The sequence below is a fragment of the Corynebacterium atrinae genome (assembly GCF_030408455.1).
Classification (GTDB): domain Bacteria; phylum Actinomycetota; class Actinomycetes; order Mycobacteriales; family Mycobacteriaceae; genus Corynebacterium; species Corynebacterium atrinae.
This window is the reverse complement of the sequence record NZ_CP046977.1, coordinates 1,308,049-1,327,716: the sequence shown is the minus strand read 5'-3', so window position 1 is coordinate 1,327,716 and position 19,668 is coordinate 1,308,049. Positions and strand designations below refer to the sequence as shown.

Here is a 19,668-nt window from a genome sequence, read left to right as displayed (position 1 = left end):
CATGGCCGCCCACCAGGACTCGCCCGCGAAGCTCGACAACCTCGTCCGCTCCCTCAACCTCTTGCCGTACTTCCAGGCGCACCCGGATCGAACCATCATGGAGGCGGCGAAAGATTTGGGGCGGGAGCCTGGAGAAATTCTGGCTGACCTTCACCGCTTGACTTGCACTGGAGTGGGTTCCTGGCCGGAGGAGCTCGTGGACCTCACCGCCGATTATCGCGCCGTAATGATCAACAATTCCCAGGGCATGGACCGCGCCCTGCGACTCACACCCACCGAAGCAGGGGCGTTGCTGCTGACGCTGGAGTCCCTCGAGGCCATGCCTGGACTCACAGACAGGGAGGCCGTGCTGTCCGCAGCGGCCAAACTCCGGGGAATCCTGGCGCCGAAGGCCGTGGCGGTTTATGACTCACTCGCTACCGATGACCCCGCCGAAACCCAACCCCAGGAGCTCATGCGCCGAGCGCTGGACACGGGCCGCCGCGTCCGGTTCACCTACTATTCGGCCTCCGCGGACACCTCGACTGTCCGCACCGTCGATCCAGTGCGCATCTTCGTCAATGCGGGCGAAACCTACCTCACCGCCTGGGAGGAATCCAGCGGGCGGCACAAGCACTATCGCGCCGACCGCATGAGTCACGTCGACGTGCTCGATGAGGCCGCGGCGCCGCACCTGGACCAGATGCCCTTCGACGCACATGACCCCTTCGGTTTCCGGGCGGTCGAAGAAAAAGCGGTGCTGGCGGTCGAACCTGATGCCACGTGGTTGGCGGACTATTACCCGCTTACCCTGGGAGAAGAGCTTGTCGACGGCCGCGTCGAAGCCACCATGCCCGTCGGTTCACGCGAGTGGTTCATCCGCTTCGTCCTCGGCCAATCTGATCGCCTCGCCGTCATCGGCCCGGAATCTCTCGTGGCCGCCGTGCATCAACGCGCGCTTGTGGGACTCGGTGCGTATGATGGGACGTCAGACTAGCTGCCTTCAGCAGACCCGCCCCGTCTTGAAAGGTTCCAATGCCTAACCTCGGCCTCCCTGAGATCCTCATCATCGCCGTCCTCCTCGTGCTCCTTTTCGGTGCCAAGAAGCTTCCCGACGCCGCCCGGTCCATTGGTCGCTCCATGCGCATCTTCAAGTCCGAGGTCAAGGAGATGAAGAACGACGACGAACCGCAACAGACCCCGCAGGGTCAGATCACCACGGGTCAGCAGAGCTACTGGGATCAGCCCCAGAATCAGCCCACCCCGCAGGCCCAGCACAATCCTCAGCAGGGTAACCCGCCGCAGCAGCCTCAGCAGTAGTTGGTCATGACGACCTCGCAGAAGAATAGGCGACTCCGGCTGAGACTGAAGCGGAAGCCGAGGAATGAGACCGGGGAGATGTCCCTGGTCGAGCACCTCCAGGAACTGCGCCGGCGAGTGGTTATCTCTTTGCTGGCTCTCCTGGTGGGTACCATCATCGGCTTCATTTGGTACCAATCCGCCCCCTTTGGCTTGATGCCCTTGGGGGAAATCTTGCGTGGCCCGTATTGTTCTCTCCCGCCGGAGAGCCGGGCTGATTTCTCCGGTGACGGTCAGTGTCGCCTCTTGGCCACGGGTGTGTTTGAGATGTTCATGCTGCGCCTCAAGGTTGGTGCTCTCGCCGGTGCGGTGCTGTCTTCCCCGGTGTGGCTTTTCCAGATCTGGGAGTTCATTACCCCGGGCCTGCTGAAGAATGAGCGCCGGTGGACGTTCATCTTCGTCACCATTGCCGTGTCGCTCTTCGTCGCCGGTGCCGTCCTCGCCTACTTTGTAGTCCACTTCGGCCTGGCCTTCCTGTTGACGATTGGTGATGAATTCCAAGCCGCGGCCCTCACCGGCGAACGCTACTTCGGCTTCCTCCTGGCGCTGTTGTTGATTTTCGGTGTGAGCTTCGAAGTTCCGCTCTTCATTGCCGCCCTCAATATCATCGGCATTCTCGAATACGAAACGATTAAGGGCAAGCGCCGGGTCATCATTCTCGTGCTCTTTGTCTTCGCGGCCTTCATGACACCGGGTCAAGACCCCTTCTCCATGGTCGTCCTCGCGCTCTCGCTCACCCTTTTGGTGGAAATGGCGCTGCAATTTTGCCGATGGAACGACAAACGCCGCAAACGCGAACGCCCGGAGTGGATGGACCTGGACGACGATTCCTCTTCGTCACTGAATACCGGCCCCGGTGGCGTCGATGCCCCGCAACCCGTCGGCTCACCCATGCCCGTCGAGCCCGCCACTGATTTCGGTAATCGTCGCCAGCGACCAGATTTCGGGGACGTCCTCTAGTTCCTTCAGTACCGTGGTGGTCATGATCGAAGACCACCACTTGTCCCATCTCGCCGAGTTTGCCGCCGCCGTGGATTTCCCCCTCGATGACTTCCAGCTCGCTGGTTGCCAGGCGGTGGAAGAAGGCCACGGGGTGTTGGTCTGTGCTCCGACCGGGGCGGGCAAGACCATCGTCGGCGAATTTGCGGTCTCACTCGCCTTGTCGCAGGGCACGAAGTGTTTCTACACCACGCCCATCAAGGCGCTGAGCAACCAGAAGTACCACGACCTGGTGGAGGCCCACGGCGAGGACGTCGTCGGCCTGTTAACCGGCGACGTGTCGATCAATAGCCACGCCGAGATCGTCGTCATGACGACCGAGGTCTTGAGGAACATGATCTATGCCGGATCATTCGCCCTGGATCGGCTCAGCCACGTGGTGATGGACGAAATCCACTACCTTGCGGATCAGTCCCGTGGCGCGGTGTGGGAAGAGGTCATCCTCAACCTCGATGAGTCAGTCAACATCATTGGGCTCTCGGCAACCGTGTCCAACTCCGAGGAATTCGGCAATTGGCTGAGCACCGTCCGCGGCGACACGACGGTGATCGTCTCCGATACCCGTCCAGTCCCGTTGGAGCAGTGGATGATGGTCGGCCGGAAAGTCTACCCGCTGTTCGAACCGGGCACTGGTGGGGAAGTTAACCGTGAGCTGGAGCGGCGCATCGACCGCCTCCAGGAGGCCGCCGCGACGGAGGGGCGCGATGACTGGGAATCGGGCCAGGGGTTCCGCGCCCGGGCGGCGGGTCGCCGCTCTGGGGTCAAGCGCCCCCAGGATCGGCAACGTCCCGTCGGACGCCCCGATGTTCTCCGCGTGCTCCAGGGCATGGACATGCTCCCCGCGATCACGTTCATTTTCTCCCGCGCCGGATGCGAGGGGGCGCTGTTCCAGTGCTTGCGTTCCAGTCTGGTGTTGACCTCGCAGGACGAATCCCGGCTCATCGCCGAGATTGTCGATGCCGGCGTCGCAGGTATCCCCGAGGAAGACCTGGAGGTGCTGCAGTTCAGCCAGTGGAAGGCCGCCCTCCAGCGCGGCTTCGCCGCCCACCACGCCGGCATGCTCCCGGCCTTCAAACACATCGTGGAGGACTTGTTTGTGCGGGGGCTCGTCCGGGCGGTATTCGCCACCGAGACCCTGGCGCTGGGCATCAATATGCCCGCGCGGAGCGTCGTGTTGGAAAAGCTCGTCAAGTACAACGGCGAGGCTCACGTGGAACTCACCCCGGGGCAGTACACGCAGCTCACGGGACGGGCTGGTCGGCGGGGGATTGACGTTATCGGGCACGCGGTCGTGCAGTGGTCGCCGGCGATGGACCCGCGGGCAGTGGCCGGGCTGGCGTCGACGAGGACGTACCCCCTGATTTCTACCTTTGCGCCCGGCTACAACATGGCCGTCAACCTGCTCAACATGATTGGCTTCGCGCCCTCCTTGCGTCTGCTGGAGAAGTCCTTTGCCCAGTACCAGGCGGACGGCTCGGTCGTCGATGAGGTCCGGGAAATCGAGCGGGCGGAGCATCGGGTCAGAGAGCTGCGGGCGCAGTTGGACAAAGACATCGCGGTGTTCAGCCCTCCCGTCACCGACGGGGAGGATCCGGCGGAGCAGCTCGTGGAGTACATGCGCCTGCGCCGTGAGCTCTCCGAGGAGGAAAGGGCAGCCCGGCAGGATTCGCTCAATCAGCGCGTCGAGGAAACCGTGGCCATCTTGGCGCGCCTGCAGCTAGGCGAGGTCATCGCGATCCCGGGCCGGAAGCATCCGGTGTTGGCGGTGGTCGTTTCACCGGCCAGCCAGGCAAAGGATCCGCGACCGTGGGTGACCACGGAGCAGGGGTGGTCGGGAAGGATCGATGCTGCGGGATTTGCCAATCCACCGATCGTCCTGGGGCACATGAGTCTTCCGCGCAAGGTGACGTCAGCGCCGCGGAAGAACACCCGCTACGTCATGCAGCAGTTCCAGCGCAGTTCTTTTGGGCGCCCGAAGAAGATGCGCCAGCAGGCCCGAGTGCGGGATTCGAAAAGGGTGGTCGCCTTGCGGGCGGAGCTCAAGGCTCACCCGGTGCATTCCTGGCCGAACACGGACCGGGAGCAGTTGGCGCGGGTGGGGGAGAAGCTCACCCGCCGGGAGCGCGATCTCGCTCGGCTGCAGACGCGGGTGGAGCGAGCAACGGACACCCTGGGCAAGCACTTCGAGCGCATCATCGGGTTGCTCTCGGAGATGAACTACGTCGAGTTCGAGGGCACCGGTCCGGAGCGCACGCCGGTGATCAGCGAGGAAGGGGCGCGGCTGGCACAGATCCACAACGAGTCGGATCTCTTGGTGGCCCAATGCCTGCGCCGCGGCATTTGGAATGAGCTGGACCCGGCTGAGCTGGCGGGAGTGGTGTCCCTGTGTACCTTTGAAAATCGGAAGTACTCGGGCGGTGGGGAATCGCAGTCGGCGACTGATCGCATGGCGGCCGCCATGGATGCGACGGCTGGGATTTGGTCGGAGTTGGCGGAGGATGAGCGTCGTCACCGCTTGCCCATCACGCGCGAGCCGGAGGGCGGCTTCGCATTGTCTATACATCAGTGGGCGGCGGGTGCTCCACTAGGCTACTGCCTCGCCGCGGCAGCGGAATCGGGGGCGGAGCTGACCCCGGGTGACTTCGTGCGCTGGTGCCGCCAAGTTATTGACCTGCTCGAACAGGTGGCCAAGACCGGCTACACCGATGACATCAGCGCCAATGCCCGGCGCGCCATCGACGCCATCCGTCGCGGTGTGGTGGCGATCGGTAGCTAGTGGCGGTGCCGTAAGGTCGCCACCGCCTCGGCGATCGCGGGGCGGTGCGGGGCGAGCTGCTGGCTGCTGCCGAACCGGATGACGTTACCTCCCCAGTCATTTCCGATCGATTGGAGCGCCACCAGCTCATCGCCGATGATGACGGGCGCTCCCGAGTCTCCCCCGACTGTCGGGGGAGTGTTCCACAGCACGGCCGAGGGGCGGATGACAATCTGGCCGTTGCGGGAGATGGAGGCGGAGGAGCGTGCCCATACTCGACCGTGGCGTTCGGTCGCCCGGACTGAACTGCCTCCGAAGCCGAGGGTGAGGGCACGGGCGAAGAGGGGTGGCCGGGACGTCGATACGCGAAGCAGCTGGGCTGCTGAGGATGCCCGATCCACGCGGACCACCGCCAGGTCGGTGCGGGGGATGTGGACGGAGTCCAGGACTAGGGCGTCTACCCGCTGTCCCGTGACGTGCACAGGTGCGGTTACGTAGGGGATAAAGTGTCCGCAGGTGAGCAGGTACTCGGTGTGGGCTTCGGCGGCGTTGAGGTCCGGGCTGATGAGGACGCCGGAGCAATAGGCGGGGCCGGCTGACAGTCGCACAACGAAGTCGTCGTTCATCATCCCTACAATACGGTCGGCGCTTACCATGGTCGGCATGTCTGACTTCGTCTACCGAAATCGTCTCACCCGTGCCGCCGAGCTTGCCCGCGAGGCTGGGCTGGCAGGCCTCATCATTGGCACGGGTCCGGAGCTGGCCTATCTCACTGGTTCGTGGCTTTCATCGCATGAACGCCTCACTGCGCTCGTGGTTCCCGCGCAAGGCTCGCCAGTGCTGCTGGCCCCTGCCACCGATATCGGGGAAGCTCCTCGAGAGCTTATCGACGTCCGCGGGTGGCACGACGGCGACAATCCTCACCGCCTGGCGGTGGAGATCTTGCCCCCGACGGGGGCAGTGGCGCTCGGGTCGAGCCTGACCACCGTTCACGTGCTGCGCCTGCAGGAGCTACTCGGTGGGCGGGCAACCGTGCCGGCCGCGACGACGCTGTCGGAGCTGTTCATGCGCAAGGATGCCGCGGAGATCGCGCAGCTGCGCCGGGCTGCCCGCGCCATCGATGAGGTCCACGCGCGGGTGCCCGGGCTCCTGCGGGCCGGGCGCACGGAGGAAGAGGTGGCGAAGGAGCTGGAGCAGCTCATCCTGGCAGAGCATGTGGCCGTGGACTTTGTCATCGTCGGATCAGGGCCCAATGGGGCGAATCCGCACCACAGCTTCTCTGCGCGTGTGCTGGAGGAGGGCGACTGCGTGGTGGTGGATATCGGCGGCACCCTGGACAGCGGCTATCACTCGGACTCGACCCGCACGTATACGGTGGGGCGGCCGTCGACGGATGTGGCGTCGGCCTACGAGGTGCTGGAGCGGGCGCATGGGGCGGCAGTTGCTGCGGTGCGACCCGGGGTTTCCGCTGCGGCGATTGATCGGGCGGCCCGGAACGTAATCGAGGAGGCAGGGTACGGCGAGTTCTTTATCCACCGAACCGGCCACGGGATTGGGCTATCCACCCATGAGGAGCCGTACCTCATGGCGGGCAATGACCTGGTGCTGGAGGAGGGAATGTGCTTTTCCATCGAACCGGGGATCTATGTGCCGGGTCAGTGGGGCATGCGACTGGAGGACATCGTGACGGTGACCGAATCCGGCGTCGATATGTTGACGCGACAACAACGTTGCCTATAATGGCTGCATGACTACAGCACTGTTCGTCGGCCATGGCTCTCCCATGAACGCCATCGAGAACAACGACTTCACCCGCACTTGGTCCTCGCTGGGCACAAACATCGCCCCGCGCGCCATCCTCTCGGTATCCGCCCACTGGTACACCGAAGGAACCGGCGTGACCGCGATGGAGAACCCACGTACCATCCACGACTTCTGGGGCTTCCCACCGGAGCTATCCGAAGTCACCTACGACGCCCCCGGCGACCCAGAAATCGCCGAGTTAGTCCGCGACGTCGCCAAGCCCACTCTGGTCCAGAATGACCACGAGTGGGGCCTGGACCACGGCACGTGGTCTGTGCTCAAGCACATGTTCCCCGACGCCTCCATCCCCGTAGTCCAGCTTTCCATTGACGCCACCAAGCCCCTGAGCGAGCACTTCGCCTTGGGCACCCGCCTGGCCCGGCTGGCGCGAGAAAACAACGTCCTCATCGTTGGCTCCGGCAACGTGGTCCACAACCTTTCCCTCGTGGACTGGCAGGCGGGAAACACCGGAGTGGCCTGGGCCGACTCCTTCGACGCCGCTGCCCGCGACGTCATGCTCGACGATCCCTCCCGCCTGGAATCGCTGACCTCACACGCCGATTTCTCCCGCGCCGTCCCAACCCCGGACCACTTCCTGCCGCTGGCCTACATCGCCGGCATTAGCTCCGAACTCGGGGGTGAGGTGGAGGTATTTAATGAACAGCGCACCCTGAGCTCACTGTCGATGACGGGGTACCGAGTAGCCTAAACAACATGAGCAACGGCATCCTCCTCCTCGGCGGCACGAGCGATATCGGTGGAGAACTCATGCTCCGCCTGTGCGCAGGTCGACCTATCGTGCTCACCGCTCGGCGACCCTTCGCCCTCGAAGAGATTTCCCGCCGCGCGCTGGAAGCCGGCGCCACCGAGGTCCGCACGCTCGCATTTGATGCCACCGACCTCGCCTCCCACCGCGCCCTCGTCGAGGAAGCTGGGCCGGTAAGTACCGCCATCGTCGCCTTCGGAATATTAGGGGATCAGGCCGTAGCCGAACGGGATGAAACCCACGCCGTCGAAATCGCCACCGTCGACTACACCGCGCAGGTAAGTATGCTCACGGTCCTGGCCTCGACGATGACCAGCGGTGAGATCGTCGCCTTTTCCTCCATCGCCGGCTGGCGGGCGCGACGCGCCAACTACGTGTACGGCTCGACCAAGGCCGGGCTCGACGCCTTCTGCCAGGGGCTCTCTGATCGGCTGCACGGTAGCCCGCTGCGATTGATCACCGCTCGTCCGGGCTTTGTCATCGGCTCAATGACGGAGGGCATGACCCCCGCACCGATGTCGGTAACCCCCGAGGACGTCGCCGAGGCGGTGGCCAAAGAATTCTCCCACGGAAAAGGCAGCCGCACGCTGTGGATTCCCGCTCGACTGCGCCTCCTGGCCTACGTGATGCGCCTGATTCCGCGGTCGGTGTGGCGGCGGATGCCTCGCTAATCCTGCGTCAAGAGAGGCGAATTTTCGTCAAAGACAAGTCCTAGCGGCGCCAACACCCGGACGACCTGCTCCGCGATGTGTTCCGGCAGGTCGGTGATGTGCAGAACACGGTCGGCACACAGCACGATGGGTGTCTCAATGACGTCGAGCATCCGCGCGATATGGGAGGTAAGCGCGCCCGGTGGCACCGCGGCACCGAGGGGGACCAAGCCATCTTCGTGCTCGATCCACCCGATCTGGCCATCTTTGACGGTGCCTGAGGCAGGGGTCAGTGGCTCAATCTGCGTCACGGTGGTGGTGCGGATGACCACGCCCCCTTCGAACGGCACGTGCAACAGGCCATCGGCGTGGCGGTCCGCCATGGCCGCGAGCGCTTCCCAGCCGCCTGGGGCAACGACCGTTCCCGGGAAGGCGAGGACAATGGTGTGCGTAGCGTCAGTCACAGTGGCCCATTCTAGTTAGGGTGGGGGACATGGCCCGCATCCACCGCACCGGCGTGAATCGAACCGCCGCCCGCACCGCGCTGTCATTGGGGCACGCGGTGGTGAGCGGGGGTCTGCGGAGGGTGATGGGTCGGCAGCGACCCCCAACGCGCGCCCGTGACTATCCGCGGTGGGAAACCGAGCCCGGGTTCGGCGACGCCACGTGGGTGATTGGCCAGAAACCGGGCACCTTGCTGAAGTCTTCTCCGATGCGTCTGCTGGGAACGGAGGGCTCGCTTAATCCCGCGACGGCCCACCGGATCGAGTACGTCACCACCGATGCTCGCGGCCACACCATCACCGCGACGGGCGCCTACTTCCATTCGCACAGTCGCTGGCGGGGAGGTTCGCGACCGGTCGTCGCGTTCGCACCCTCAACCCAGGGCGTCGCGAAGCATTGCGACCCTTCTTACAGCTGCACCGTCGGAGCCAGCGTGTTCCGCACCCGTCCCGTGGACATTATTGCCGCCTATGAGCTCCCCGTGACCAACCTCCTCCTCGCCGCTGGTTGCCACGTCGTTATCACCGATTATCCGCGCGACCCCGACCTGCAATTGCAGCTCTACTGCGACCACACCTCCGGTGCGCATTCGCTTATCGACGCCGTCCGAGCCTCCCACGTCCTTGGCCTCCCGCAGGAGGCCCCTGTAGGCATGTGGGGGTTCTCCCAGGGCGGCGGGACCGTGGCACAGGCCCTGGAAGACCCGACATACGCGCCCGACATGAGAGTGAAGGCCGCTGTCGTGGGTGCGCCACCGGCCCGGCTGGAGGAGGTCTTGCGCCACGTCGACGGCAGCCTGGTCACCGGAGTGCTCGCCTACGCCACCGCCGGACTCATGGTCACCTCCCCGGAGATCCACGAGGAGATCTTCTCCGTTCTCACACCCGAGGGGATCACCAAGCTCTTGAACTACCTCGCCACCTGCGCGGGCGGTTCAGTCTTAGCGTCTGGCTGGCAGTCCTCGGCCACGTGGACGCGCAATGGCGCCACGCTGGGCTCGCTATTGGAAGACCTACCGGCGGTGTCGAAGGAATTTGAGGCCCGGCACCTGGGTCGAGCGAAGCCGTCTGCACCTGTCCTCCTCTGGGGTTCCACCAATGACGACGTCGTGCCCATTGGCATCGTCCGCGACCTGAACCGACGGTGGAGACGCCTGGGCGGTGATGTCACCTGGCGCGAAGACCGCACCCCGCACCTACCTGGGCGAACGGGATTCAATCACTTCGGCCCCTACTACCGTCGCCTGGCCGACGATGTGGGGTGGTTGCTCGATCAGTTGCGACGGTAGGGTGGCGTACGTGCCATTTCTTCTTGCAGTCATTCCGTACCTCCTCATCGAAGCCCTCGCCTTTTGGGCAGTCGCTGCCTGGATCGGTGTGGGATGGGCCATTGTTAGCGTGTTCGCCCTGATGGCCATCTCCCTGGTTCTCTCCGGCGTAGAGATGCGTCGGGTCAGCCGTGCCGCCGCAGCACAGCAGATCGGGCCTGGTCGCCTCGCGGGCGACTATGGGTTGCTCACCGCTGGGGCAATCCTCGGCGGAATTCCCGGTATCGTCTCCTCGGTCCTCGGTTTGTTCCTCATCTTCGCCCCGACCCGCGGGCTCATTCGAAAAGTCCTCGCCGTCAAGCTGGTCAAGACCGTCGAAGACCTCGGGGTCCGCAGCTTCGAAGCGACGAATGCTGGCCGCGCACAGACCAACTACGGCTCCTTCGGGGCCGGGACCGTCATCGACGAAGAAGAGATCCGCGGCTGGACCGACAACATCCAGCCCGAGGACTTCGGCACTGACGAACAGCCGAAAGACGATAAGTGATTCTGCTGCTCAGACTGCTCATCGCGGCGGGCGCAGGGCTTTTGGCGTACCTTTCCAACGAACCGACCGGCTGGTGGTGGGCGGCCATTGCGGGAATGGCCCTGCTGTATGTCTCCCTCATGCCCTGGCGTTCACGCCCAGGTATGTGGTCCGGTGCCCTCATTGGATTCGTCCACGCCCTCGTCCTTTACTTGCTCATGTTGCCGTGGATCGGCGAATTCGTAGGCAACCTGCCCTATATCGCTCTCGCGGTCTTCTGCGCCCTCTACGCACTGGCACTCGGCGTCGGTGGCGTGGCGATTGCCCGCTGGCGCTTCGGCTTCCTCGCTTTCCCTTTCTTCTACATCCTCGTGGAATGGGCGCGCAGTTCTTTCCCCTACGGCGGATTCTCCTGGGTACGCCTGGCGTGGGGTCAGATCAACGGGCCGTTGGCCAACCTCGCGGTCTGGGGCGGACCTGCGCTGGTGAGCTTCGCGGCCGTCTTGTGCGGCGTGAGCGTGGTGGGTCTGTTCTACCGTCAGACCCGGGTGGTGGCGCTGTTGGCCATCATTGTTCCGCTGGCCGCCGGTGTGGTGACTGGCATGACCGAGGTTAACCGCGACAGTGCGACAGTGGGGGAGAAGGAGGTCGCCGCCATCCAAGGCAACGTGCCGCGGATGGGTCTAGATTTCAATGCCCAGCGCCGGGCCGTCCTGGCCAACCACGTGCGCGTCACCGAGACGCTCGAGGCCTCGCCCGACATCGTCATCTGGCCCGAGAACTCCTCCGATGTCAATCCCTTCACGGACCCGCAGGCCCGCCAGCTTATCGACGCCGCCGTGGCCGCCGTCGATGCCCCCATCCTGGTCGGCACCATCACCCGCGATGATGTCGGGCCGCGCAACACCATGATTGTCTTCGATCCAGAGACCGGGCCGGGGGACTATCACCACAAACACTTCCTTCAGCCGTTCGGGGAGTACATGCCCATGCGCGACTTCCTCCGTAGGTTTTCCCCCTATGTGGACCAGGCTGGAAACTACCAGCCCGGCGAACGGGACTTCACCGTTGACATCGGCGGCATCGTTCTCGGGGTGGCTACCTGCTACGAGGTCGCCTTCGACCCCGCTTATCGCCAAGCGGTACTCGATGGAGCCCAGTTGCTGAGCACTCCCACGAACAACGCCACCTTCGGTTTCACCGATATGACTTACCAGCAGTTGGCCATGAGCCGACTCCGCGCCATCGAAACAGACCGGGCCCTCGTCGTGGCAGCGACGTCAGGGGTGTCCGCGATTGTCCAGCCAGATGGTTCGGTCTCCCAAGAAACCGGCATCTTCGAGGCGGGTAGCCTGGTGGAAACTCTGCCGCTGCGAGATTCCATCACCTTCGCCGTTCGCCACGGTTTCGCAGTACAACTGGCGCTGATTATTATGGGTGGAGTTCTTGTGATTTCTGCTCTGGTAACCACCCGACGCTGATCACCAGCACCGACACGACCAAGGAGATCTCTTTGACTAAGCCCAGTGACGCGACCCTGGTGATCATCCCGACCTACAACGAGCTGGAGAACCTCCCGCTCATCGTCGGCCGGGTTCGGGCAGCCACCCCGGACGTGGACATCCTCATCGTCGACGACAACAGCCCCGACGGCACCGGCGACAAGGCTGATGCTCTCGCCGCCGACGATACCAACGTGCATGTGCTCCACCGCGAGGGCAAGGGCGGCCTCCTGGGCGCCTACCTCGCTGGATTCCAGTGGGGCCTCGACCGCGACTACACCGTGTTCTGCGAAATGGATGCCGATGGCTCACACGCACCCGAGCAGCTGCACCTCCTGCTGGAGGAAGTGGACCAGGGAGCGGACCTCGTCATCGGTTCCCGCTACGTCCCCGGCGGCAAGGTGATTAACTGGCCTAAGCAGCGTTGGATCTTGTCTAAGGGCGGCAACCTCTACATCTCCCTGGCGCTTGGCGCTGGCCTGAGCGATATGACCGCGGGCTACCGAGCAATCCGCCGCCAGGTTCTCGAGGCTCTGGACTTCGACGAGCTCTCCGCAGCCGGCTACATCTTCCAGGTTGATCTCGCCTGGCGGGCTGTCACAGACGGCTTCGACGTCCGCGAGGTCCCGATTACCTTTACCGAGCGAGAAATTGGCGAGTCCAAGCTCGACGGTAGCTTTGTCAAGGATTCCCTGTTTGAGGTGACCAAGTGGGGCATTAGACACCGCACCTCCCAGGTCAAGGAGATCGCCAAGGAAACTGGCAAGCTCTTTTCTCACGAGCTCAAGCGCTTCCGTCGCCGCCACTAACGGCAAAGAGGGCCGGTGAGGGGATTTACCCTCAACGGCCCTCTTTCGATTCTTACTCTGCCTGCTGAGCCTGCTGTTCCTTCAGCAGACGAGCTGCCGAGCGGCGACGCTTGCGCAGGTGCTCAATGCGCTCCTCCAGGAGAACATCAAGCTCTTCAATCGTGCGACGCTCACGGAGCATGTCCCAGTGAGTACGCGGCGGCTTCGTCGGCTTAGACTCGACTCCCTCGCCCTCGATGAGCGTGCCAAGCTGGCCGTTTTTGCACATCCACTCCTCGGGGATTTCCGCATCGTCCGCAAAGGGGACGTCGAAAATCTCGCCGCTTTCGGTGCGGTACTTGACCATCTGGCGCGGGGCAAGGTCGTGGTCGCGGTCAGTTTCGTAGCTGACTGCGCCCATTCGACTGCCGCGGAGTACGCGATCTGCCATTGCGGCATCATCCTTTACTGTGGATTTTTCTGATAGACGTACCAGTATAACGGACTGCACCAGCCATTTGTTCCCAGCCTTTGAGTGCCGATGCACTATGGTTAATCGAGTGACGATATCCCGCAATGACCAGGTGTTGACGTGCGCCTGGTGTGGTCGCGAAATCAACAGGTCGGGGCGGGGGAGACCCCGTAAATACTGCAGCGTTTCCTGCAAGCAACGCGCCTACGAACAGCGGAATAACGTCACGGGTACCACTATCCCGCAAAATGCGGTTATTATTCACCCTGATCGCGTCGACACTCTGCGGGATTCTCTGTTCGAGCTGCGATGCGCGGCCGAGGATGTCGCGACAGCCGCTTCGGAAGGCGCCGATCCAGATGAGATCAACGACCTGTGCACAGAGCTGGTGCAGCTTGCTCGGGCCATCGAAAAATTGAGGTAGCAGATTATGTCCAATAGATCCATGCCCACCAGCCGTAAGCTGGTCATTTCTCTCTTCGTCGTATTGATCATCATCCTAGCGCTCGTCGCGGTCGTCCCGATGGTCTATTCAGCCTTCATGGGCCCCGGCGTCCGCACCGAAGGCCTGAGCACCGACGACGTCAAGCCTGCTTCCACAGACATAAACGGTGAATGGGAAGTGGCCCGTGGCGGAGGAGCCAACGCCACCTCGGTCGGGTATACCTTCTTCGAGATCCTGCCCGGCGAGCGCAAGAACACGTCCGGTTCGACCTCCGCAGTCGGGGGCTTTGCGACGATCGAGGCTGGCACCCTCACGGCCGGATCCATCACTGTGGACATGACGAAGGTCTCCTCGGACAACGAGCGCCGCGACATTAACGTCCGCAACAAGATCCTCAATACCGACCAGTTCCCGGACGCCGTGTTCACCGTCACCGAGCCGGTCGATCTTTCGGCCGTGCCTAGCGATGGCCGCGTCGTCCCCGTTAAGCTCATCGGCGACCTAGAGGTGCGCGGCGAAAGCCGCCCGCTGGTCCATGACTTCGACGTGGTTCGCGATGGCGACCGCATCATCGTCTCTGGCGACATCCGCATCAACCGGCACGACTATGGCGTCGAGTCACCCGAGTTCGTCGCTGCAAAGATCGACGAAGAAGGCGAACTGAACATCCGCGTCGCCTTAGAGAAGATCTCATGATCGCCACCCGCATGATCCCTGCGATGTGGATCCGCCTCATCGCCATCATCGCTTTCGGCATCTTCATGGCCGCTCAATCACAGACCCTGTTCGTGGTGATTTCCATCGGGCTCGCTGGCCTGACTGTTGCCCAACTGATTTATGCCTACCGCCAGAAGGGCTCTGATCACGCTAAATAACGTCACAGTGACGTAATAGAGGTGGCCCGGAGTGCAGGGGGAGAAGGTGCCCTAGGGCCACTTTTTACGATTCTGGGTGCGGGTAGCAAAAGGGCAATTCGAGAACACTGATTTGAGTTCACCCATTAATCGAGTGGACTCGCGCAGCCACTCGATTAATGAGTGAACTCGAATTGCACTCCTGTACTGAGCATAATGGCCTCGGTTCGCTCTGTGGCAACCAAGAGGGCCTCCCTGCATGTGCCCCTACTTAAAGGAGTCCGATAATGTACATTATGTCATTTAATGTCGATGGCCGCGAGTGTTACCGTTGCCATACTGTCCGTTGACGTGAAACATGCCCACTTTGACACAAAACATGTCCAATAACGGAATACGCCTCTTTTGACACAAAACATGCCCAATCACCGATGAGGTGCAGTCTTCATAACTCATAGACCCGGCCCTGGTATGAGCATTAGGATGAAAGGAACATGGGCATCCATGATATGCGGCCATCAAGGAGAATTATGGTTAGTCGAAGTAGCCAACCCCTGTACTTCAACCACAACGATCAGCCGGTCCTAGCGTTCATTGATGCCGAAAACACTTATTCAGAACATTCAATATCGACTAGTCTTGCCACCATCCCCTTCGAGGACGCTACCCCCATTCGCACCGTGGCCTCTTGGAAAGGCAAGAACACCTACGAGGGTGATTACTGGTCAGCGACCCTCCGACGGCACATTCATCACGAATCCTTCCTGGAACGCGAATACCTGATGGATGCTGATTTTGACCCCCACGTCGTCGCCCTTCAGTGGCAGCCTTTCGTCCTGAAATGGCCCCGTGGAACGCCTAAACACCGAGGCCATGTCCCAGATTTCTTCGTTCGATTTGATGATGGTGACGGAAAGGTCATCGATGTGAAGCGCCCCGATAAGGTGGAGGCCAATGTCCGCCAATTCGAGATGACGCAGCAGATCTGTGAACAGGTCGGCTGGGGTTATGACGTGTTCACCGGTCTTCCTGAGCCTCAGGCGTCAAACATCACCTTCCTATGTGGGTTTCGGCAAGATCGCTACTCCCCTGCCTCGGCTCATCTCGCTGCCCTTCTCGACGCCTTCACACCGGAAACCTCATTGAAAACAGGCATCCATCGCGCTGCACGAACAACAAGACTTCCTAAGTCCTTAATCCATGGTCACGTGCTGCATCTATTATGGAAACAGGTTTTAGGTATCCACGTGGATACTCTTCTCGATATGGATTCCATAGTGTTCGCTGCCCATCAGGTGAGCAGCGCATGAAATCCGTCCGACTTTTCGACTACCTCCATTTCGATGGTGATTCTTTCCAAGTGATCGCCTTAGAAGGAACAACACTTTCCTTGATGTCCCTCACAACTAACCGTGTGCGTCATCTCGGCGTTTCAGAACTACTCTCCGATGATTCCTACGAGCCTGATTCCCCAGACCGCCTCCCCATTCTTGACGACGTTTCCGTCTTGGACTCCCTCGACAGCGAAACCCGAGAAAAGACCCTCTGGCTGTACCGCCATATCCACGAGATCGTTCACGGCGCCCCTCCCCTCACGGTGATGGAGAACATCGCAACTGAGCCAAACCCCCAATACGCGGCTGATCACCCCCTACTCGCCAGGGTCGAGGCGAAAGCCAGGGAACTTGCGTCAACCGCTCGCCCGCTCTCGGCGTACACGATTCGACAGTACGTATCAAAATATAGAAAACATGGTGTGACAGCGCTCGTCGACGGTCGTACTCGCCGCCGCCATACCCCGGGGCGCGACCAGGATCCCCGCCTATTGAACCTCATCCGGGATGAGATTGCGTCTCAGAAAATCATCAGCACGGGCACCCGGAACCGTGTCATCACCCGCGTCACCCTGCAGGCTAAAGATCTCGGCATTCCCACCCCGACTTCGCGGACTCTCTACCGGCTCCTTGCCGCCGAAGAACGCGACAGTCACGCCTTCGGGGATGCCACGTCGCGCCGCACCCAGGACAATCGTCCTTCCCGCCCTTACGGTCGGCGCACCCCTCTGCGTCCCGGTGAGCTCGTCGAGATTGATTCCACCCGCCTAGACCTCATGGTCGTCTTCCCGGACGGTACTACCGGACGGCCGGAACTAACCTCCATGATTGATGTCGCCACTCGCACGGTTAGCGCCGCCATCCTCTTCCCGGAATCCACCACCTCGATCGACGTGGCTGCGCTAGTCCTTGCTCGGTCATTAACCCCGCTGCCGATGCAGCCGGGCTGGGCCGAGGAACTGTCATTGTCGCGCTCGGTGCTGCCTGCCGAGATGATTGAACCCGATGCAACCCTCCACGACAGCATTGCAGCCCGCCCGCTGATCTATCCGGAGACCATCACCATCGACCGGGGCCGGGTGTTTACCGGAAGTGTGTTCCAGGTGGCCTGCGACCGCCTCCAGATCAGTATTATCCCCGCTCCCCCAGCCACCCCGACCGCGAAGCCGCATATCGAGCGCCAGTTCAAGGCGGTGCATGACGGGCTCATCCAATACCTGCGGGGTTATGTGGGCCGCAGCATCAACCGTCGGGGCCACGACCCTGCAGCCGAGGCACACTGGACTCTGTCGCAGCTGCAGTCGATCCTCGACCAATGGCTGGTGCAGACCTGGCAGACTACACCGCGCAAACATCTGACCGTTCCCGCCCTGCCGAAAAGAGCACTCTCGCCCAATGAGATGTACGCGGCCTTGTCCGGCGTCTCCCCCACCCCGGCGGTCGCCTTGACCCGGGATGACTACATCTCGTTGTTGCCGATGTCCTTCCGCTCAATTCAGCCTTATGGCGTCAACTATTCCGGTCTAGTCTATGACGCCCCCGAACTGCATCCATACCGCTCTCAACCTTCAGGGCTGGGTGGGCGTGCGAAAGACCAGTGGGAAGTACGCACAGACCCGGCCCGTATGAACAGGATTTTCGTCCGTGATCACCTCAAAGGACGTTGGATCGAAGCACACTGGCACCTCGATGATAAAACCTTGGCTCCGTTCTCCAAGGCAGTTTTGGAAGCAGCACGTAAAGCTGCTTCTTTTCGAGACGAGTCAGTCCCGCAGCACACTGTCTTGGAAGAAATCATCCGTATCCAATCTGGGATTGCGGTAACTGGGACTGAGCGCTCAGCGGCCCGACGACGCTCCTCCCCCACCGTGCCCGAACTAGAGATGGTGGAGGAAGTCGATTCCACTCCCCTGTCTCAAATATCCACCTCAACACCGCCCCAGAAAAATCGACTGAGCCCTCGGACTGATCTTCCGGATCGACTACTTTGAAGGATTACCGATGGAATTCCTATCATCGACGCCCGACTCACTTACTGGTTGGCGCGACTTCATGATGTACAAGCCCAACCGACCTGCGGTGCTTCTGACCAGTGAACGCGACGCGCTTAAGTTAGCGAAACGTGAGGACTACGACGATGCACGAATTACTTTCATCAACGCCCCTATGGTGCTACCCACCCCCGATCTCGACAAATTGATTCGTGAAGAGAGGATTGTCACAGGTCTGAATAGGGGGCACCATTTCACAGCCCGCCAAGCGCTAGCGGTTTCCGGTCGTCAAACCATGGGAAAAAGTACCGCCGCAATGTACTTGGGCCGCCGGCACGAAGAACGAATGAGAGCTAAGTCTGCTCGTGAAACCGATAATCGGTACACGCCAGTTGTTTACCTCACCACCCCGCCACAAACCACCCCCAAAGGCCTAATGACGCGATTTGCAAACACTTTGGGGCTGCCATTATCTCAAAGGTTGACAACAGAAAGGCAGATGGACGTGGTGGTGAACGTCCTCCGACAAATGGAAACCAGCATGGTTATCCTCGACGAAATTCAACATCTTCGCACCCGGGCCCAGGCTGGAATGGAAGCTGCTTCTGCACTCAAGGCATTCTCGGAACGCATTCCTGCGACATTTCTTTACGTAGGTGTAAATCTCTCCCAAAGTGATTTTCTAGGGGGCGCTATGGGGGCGCAAATGCAAGGACGTACCACATTTATAGAAATGGAGCCATACTCTCTTGCTTCAGCCAAACACCGAAAACAATGGGAAGAGATCATAGCTCTGTTTGAGCGAGAATTTCCTTTGGCTAACCATGAAATAGGAACACTAGAAGAAGAAGGCGCCTGGCTCCACGCAGTAACTGGAGGGGTAATCGGATCCTTGCGTACTCTCCTACGTAAGGGACAAATCGCCGCGATCATCGACGGACGTGAACATCTCGATCGGGTTGCTCTGGAAGACATCTTGCCGGACTATCGAGCAGAGCTTGATCGACAGAAAAGGGTCGATCGACGAGGGAAATACCCTAGAGGGGTAGCAAATGGATGAGATCCGACCTCTGCCTATTCGAACCCGGCTTATGCATGGAGAAATACTAGACTCCTATGCCTATCGGCATGCGCGCAACAATAGTTTAAGAGTTGATCTTATAGAGATAGAACTGAGAAAGATGGGACTTTTCCCTCGTTCCTCAGCACAGTTACACCCAGGGCGCAAAGCAGCTTGGCGTGCACTGGGAGATTTACACCCACGAGCCTTTTCCCATACTGACACGGTCGCAGGTAACCATGTATACGCTCGTCCGCTGTGTGAACGTTGTTGCGGGGATATTATGGGGACTATAAGACCTATCGGACTCCGTTCCGACATGGGATGGATTTGTTTGACGCACAAACGGTGGATCGGGCCATTAGCGTGGACTGGACCAGGGTCGGAAAAGCAGGTTTTTCTCGCTGATTTCGAGGAAGCTATAGCAGCTGAGCGGCATTGGCGTCGAAAGTTGGCTCCTCGCGGTGTGACGGTTTACAGTCCTATCGCTCTTCTTGCTGAAGAGTGTGCTTCTATAAGCTGGTATCACGAAAGTAGCGATGCCCGCTCGGAGAAAGCTCCCGCCCATGCCCCTCGCATTGTTTTATACCCTGAGTCTGTTAAATTTACAGAGT

20 protein-coding genes are annotated in these 19,668 nt (G+C 61.2%); 17 read left to right on the top strand and 3 right to left on the bottom strand.

Going from position 1 to position 19,668, the window contains the following annotated elements:
* Position 1 precedes the first annotated feature (1 nt).
* From CATRI_RS06530 to CATRI_RS06515, 4 genes are read left to right on the top strand one after another with little or no spacing between them, the layout of a single operon-like run.
* Positions 2–976 carry a helix-turn-helix transcriptional regulator gene (locus CATRI_RS06530; protein WP_290220805.1) on the top strand — a complete coding sequence of 325 codons (975 nt, stop codon included), beginning with the start codon at positions 2–4 and terminating at the stop codon, positions 974–976.
* 38 nt (positions 977–1,014) lie between these two features.
* Positions 1,015–1,299, top strand: a complete 285-nt coding sequence (gene tatA / locus CATRI_RS06525; RefSeq protein ID WP_290220803.1) for a Sec-independent protein translocase subunit TatA — start codon at positions 1,015–1,017, stop codon at positions 1,297–1,299.
* A 6-nt stretch (positions 1,300–1,305) separates the two neighbouring features.
* A complete protein-coding gene (gene tatC / locus CATRI_RS06520) occupies positions 1,306–2,298 on the top strand; it encodes a twin-arginine translocase subunit TatC (protein ID WP_290220801.1) in 993 nt (330 codons plus the stop codon).
* Between the two features lie 22 nt (positions 2,299–2,320).
* Entirely contained in the window at positions 2,321–5,113 is a 2,793-nt protein-coding gene (locus tag CATRI_RS06515) for a DEAD/DEAH box helicase (protein WP_290220799.1), read from the top strand.
* Here the strand turns inward: CATRI_RS06515 and CATRI_RS06510 are convergent.
* Entirely contained in the window at positions 5,110–5,721 is a 612-nt protein-coding gene (locus CATRI_RS06510; protein WP_290220797.1) for a trypsin-like peptidase domain-containing protein, read from the bottom strand. The genes CATRI_RS06515 and CATRI_RS06510 overlap by 4 nt on opposite strands.
* A gap of 25 nt (positions 5,722–5,746) precedes the next feature.
* Here CATRI_RS06510 and CATRI_RS06505 point away from each other — a divergent pair, with 25 nt between their 5' ends.
* The 3 genes from CATRI_RS06505 to CATRI_RS06495 are packed head-to-tail and all read left to right on the top strand — an operon-like array spanning position 5,747 to position 8,332.
* Entirely contained in the window at positions 5,747–6,832 is a 1,086-nt protein-coding gene (locus CATRI_RS06505) for a M24 family metallopeptidase (protein ID WP_435384187.1), read from the top strand.
* Between the two features lie 7 nt (positions 6,833–6,839).
* A complete protein-coding gene (ygiD, locus tag CATRI_RS06500) occupies positions 6,840–7,604 on the top strand; it encodes a 4,5-DOPA-extradiol-dioxygenase (RefSeq protein WP_290220794.1) in 765 nt (254 codons plus the stop codon).
* A gap of 5 nt (positions 7,605–7,609) precedes the next feature.
* Positions 7,610–8,332 carry an SDR family oxidoreductase gene (locus CATRI_RS06495; protein WP_290220792.1) on the top strand — a complete coding sequence of 241 codons (723 nt, stop codon included), beginning with the start codon at positions 7,610–7,612 and terminating at the stop codon, positions 8,330–8,332.
* On the opposite strand, the gene CATRI_RS06490 is transcribed toward CATRI_RS06495, so the two are convergent.
* Complete coding sequence (locus CATRI_RS06490) at positions 8,329–8,775, bottom strand: hypothetical protein (protein ID WP_290220791.1); 447 nt, start codon at positions 8,773–8,775, stop codon at positions 8,329–8,331. The two genes, CATRI_RS06495 and CATRI_RS06490, sit on opposite strands and share 4 nt — an antisense overlap.
* Before the next feature lie 29 nt (positions 8,776–8,804).
* On the opposite strand from CATRI_RS06490, the gene CATRI_RS06485 reads away from it, so the two are divergent.
* Genes CATRI_RS06485 through CATRI_RS06470 form a run of 4 tightly spaced genes read left to right on the top strand, consistent with a single transcriptional unit; the run spans position 8,805 to position 12,919 of the window.
* A complete protein-coding gene (locus CATRI_RS06485; protein ID WP_290220788.1) occupies positions 8,805–10,103 on the top strand; it encodes a lipase family protein in 1,299 nt (432 codons plus the stop codon).
* Between the two features lie 10 nt (positions 10,104–10,113).
* Positions 10,114–10,629, top strand: a complete 516-nt coding sequence (locus CATRI_RS06480; protein WP_290220787.1) for an FxsA family protein — start codon at positions 10,114–10,116, stop codon at positions 10,627–10,629.
* Positions 10,626–12,089, top strand: coding sequence for an apolipoprotein N-acyltransferase (gene lnt / locus CATRI_RS06475; RefSeq protein ID WP_290220786.1), 1,464 nt, complete (start codon positions 10,626–10,628; stop codon positions 12,087–12,089). Before CATRI_RS06480 ends, lnt begins: the two co-directional genes overlap by 4 nt.
* A gap of 32 nt (positions 12,090–12,121) precedes the next feature.
* A complete protein-coding gene (locus CATRI_RS06470; RefSeq protein ID WP_290220785.1) occupies positions 12,122–12,919 on the top strand; it encodes a polyprenol monophosphomannose synthase in 798 nt (265 codons plus the stop codon).
* A 52-nt stretch (positions 12,920–12,971) separates the two neighbouring features.
* Here CATRI_RS06470 and CATRI_RS06465 read toward each other — a convergent pair whose 3' ends face one another.
* Complete coding sequence (locus CATRI_RS06465; RefSeq protein WP_047253054.1) at positions 12,972–13,349, bottom strand: RNA polymerase-binding protein RbpA; 378 nt, start codon at positions 13,347–13,349, stop codon at positions 12,972–12,974.
* 97 nt (positions 13,350–13,446) lie between these two features.
* On the opposite strand from CATRI_RS06465, the gene CATRI_RS06460 reads away from it, so the two are divergent.
* The 6 genes from CATRI_RS06460 to CATRI_RS06435 all read left to right on the top strand — a co-directional run bounded on the left by CATRI_RS06460 (position 13,447) and on the right by CATRI_RS06435 (position 19,054).
* A complete protein-coding gene (locus CATRI_RS06460) occupies positions 13,447–13,794 on the top strand; it encodes a hypothetical protein (protein ID WP_290220784.1) in 348 nt (115 codons plus the stop codon).
* A 21-nt stretch (positions 13,795–13,815) separates the two neighbouring features.
* Entirely contained in the window at positions 13,816–14,511 is a 696-nt protein-coding gene (locus tag CATRI_RS06455; protein ID WP_290220783.1) for a YceI family protein, read from the top strand.
* Positions 14,508–14,690, top strand: a complete 183-nt coding sequence (locus CATRI_RS06450; protein WP_290220782.1) for a hypothetical protein — start codon at positions 14,508–14,510, stop codon at positions 14,688–14,690. The genes CATRI_RS06455 and CATRI_RS06450 overlap by 4 nt, the downstream gene beginning before the upstream one ends.
* Positions 14,691–15,163: 473 nt before the next feature.
* The gene (locus CATRI_RS06445) at positions 15,164–15,979 is read left to right on the top strand and encodes a TnsA-like heteromeric transposase endonuclease subunit (protein ID WP_290220781.1); all 816 of its coding nucleotides are present in this window, start codon (positions 15,164–15,166) and stop codon (positions 15,977–15,979) included.
* An 83-nt stretch (positions 15,980–16,062) separates the two neighbouring features.
* Positions 16,063–17,994: a TnsB C-terminal domain-containing protein gene (locus CATRI_RS06440; protein WP_290220780.1), complete on the top strand. Its 1,932-nt coding sequence runs from the start codon at positions 16,063–16,065 to the stop codon at positions 17,992–17,994.
* 10 nt (positions 17,995–18,004) lie between these two features.
* The gene (locus CATRI_RS06435; protein ID WP_290220778.1) at positions 18,005–19,054 is read left to right on the top strand and encodes a TniB family NTP-binding protein; all 1,050 of its coding nucleotides are present in this window, start codon (positions 18,005–18,007) and stop codon (positions 19,052–19,054) included.
* The last annotated feature ends 614 nt before the right edge of the window (positions 19,055–19,668 follow it).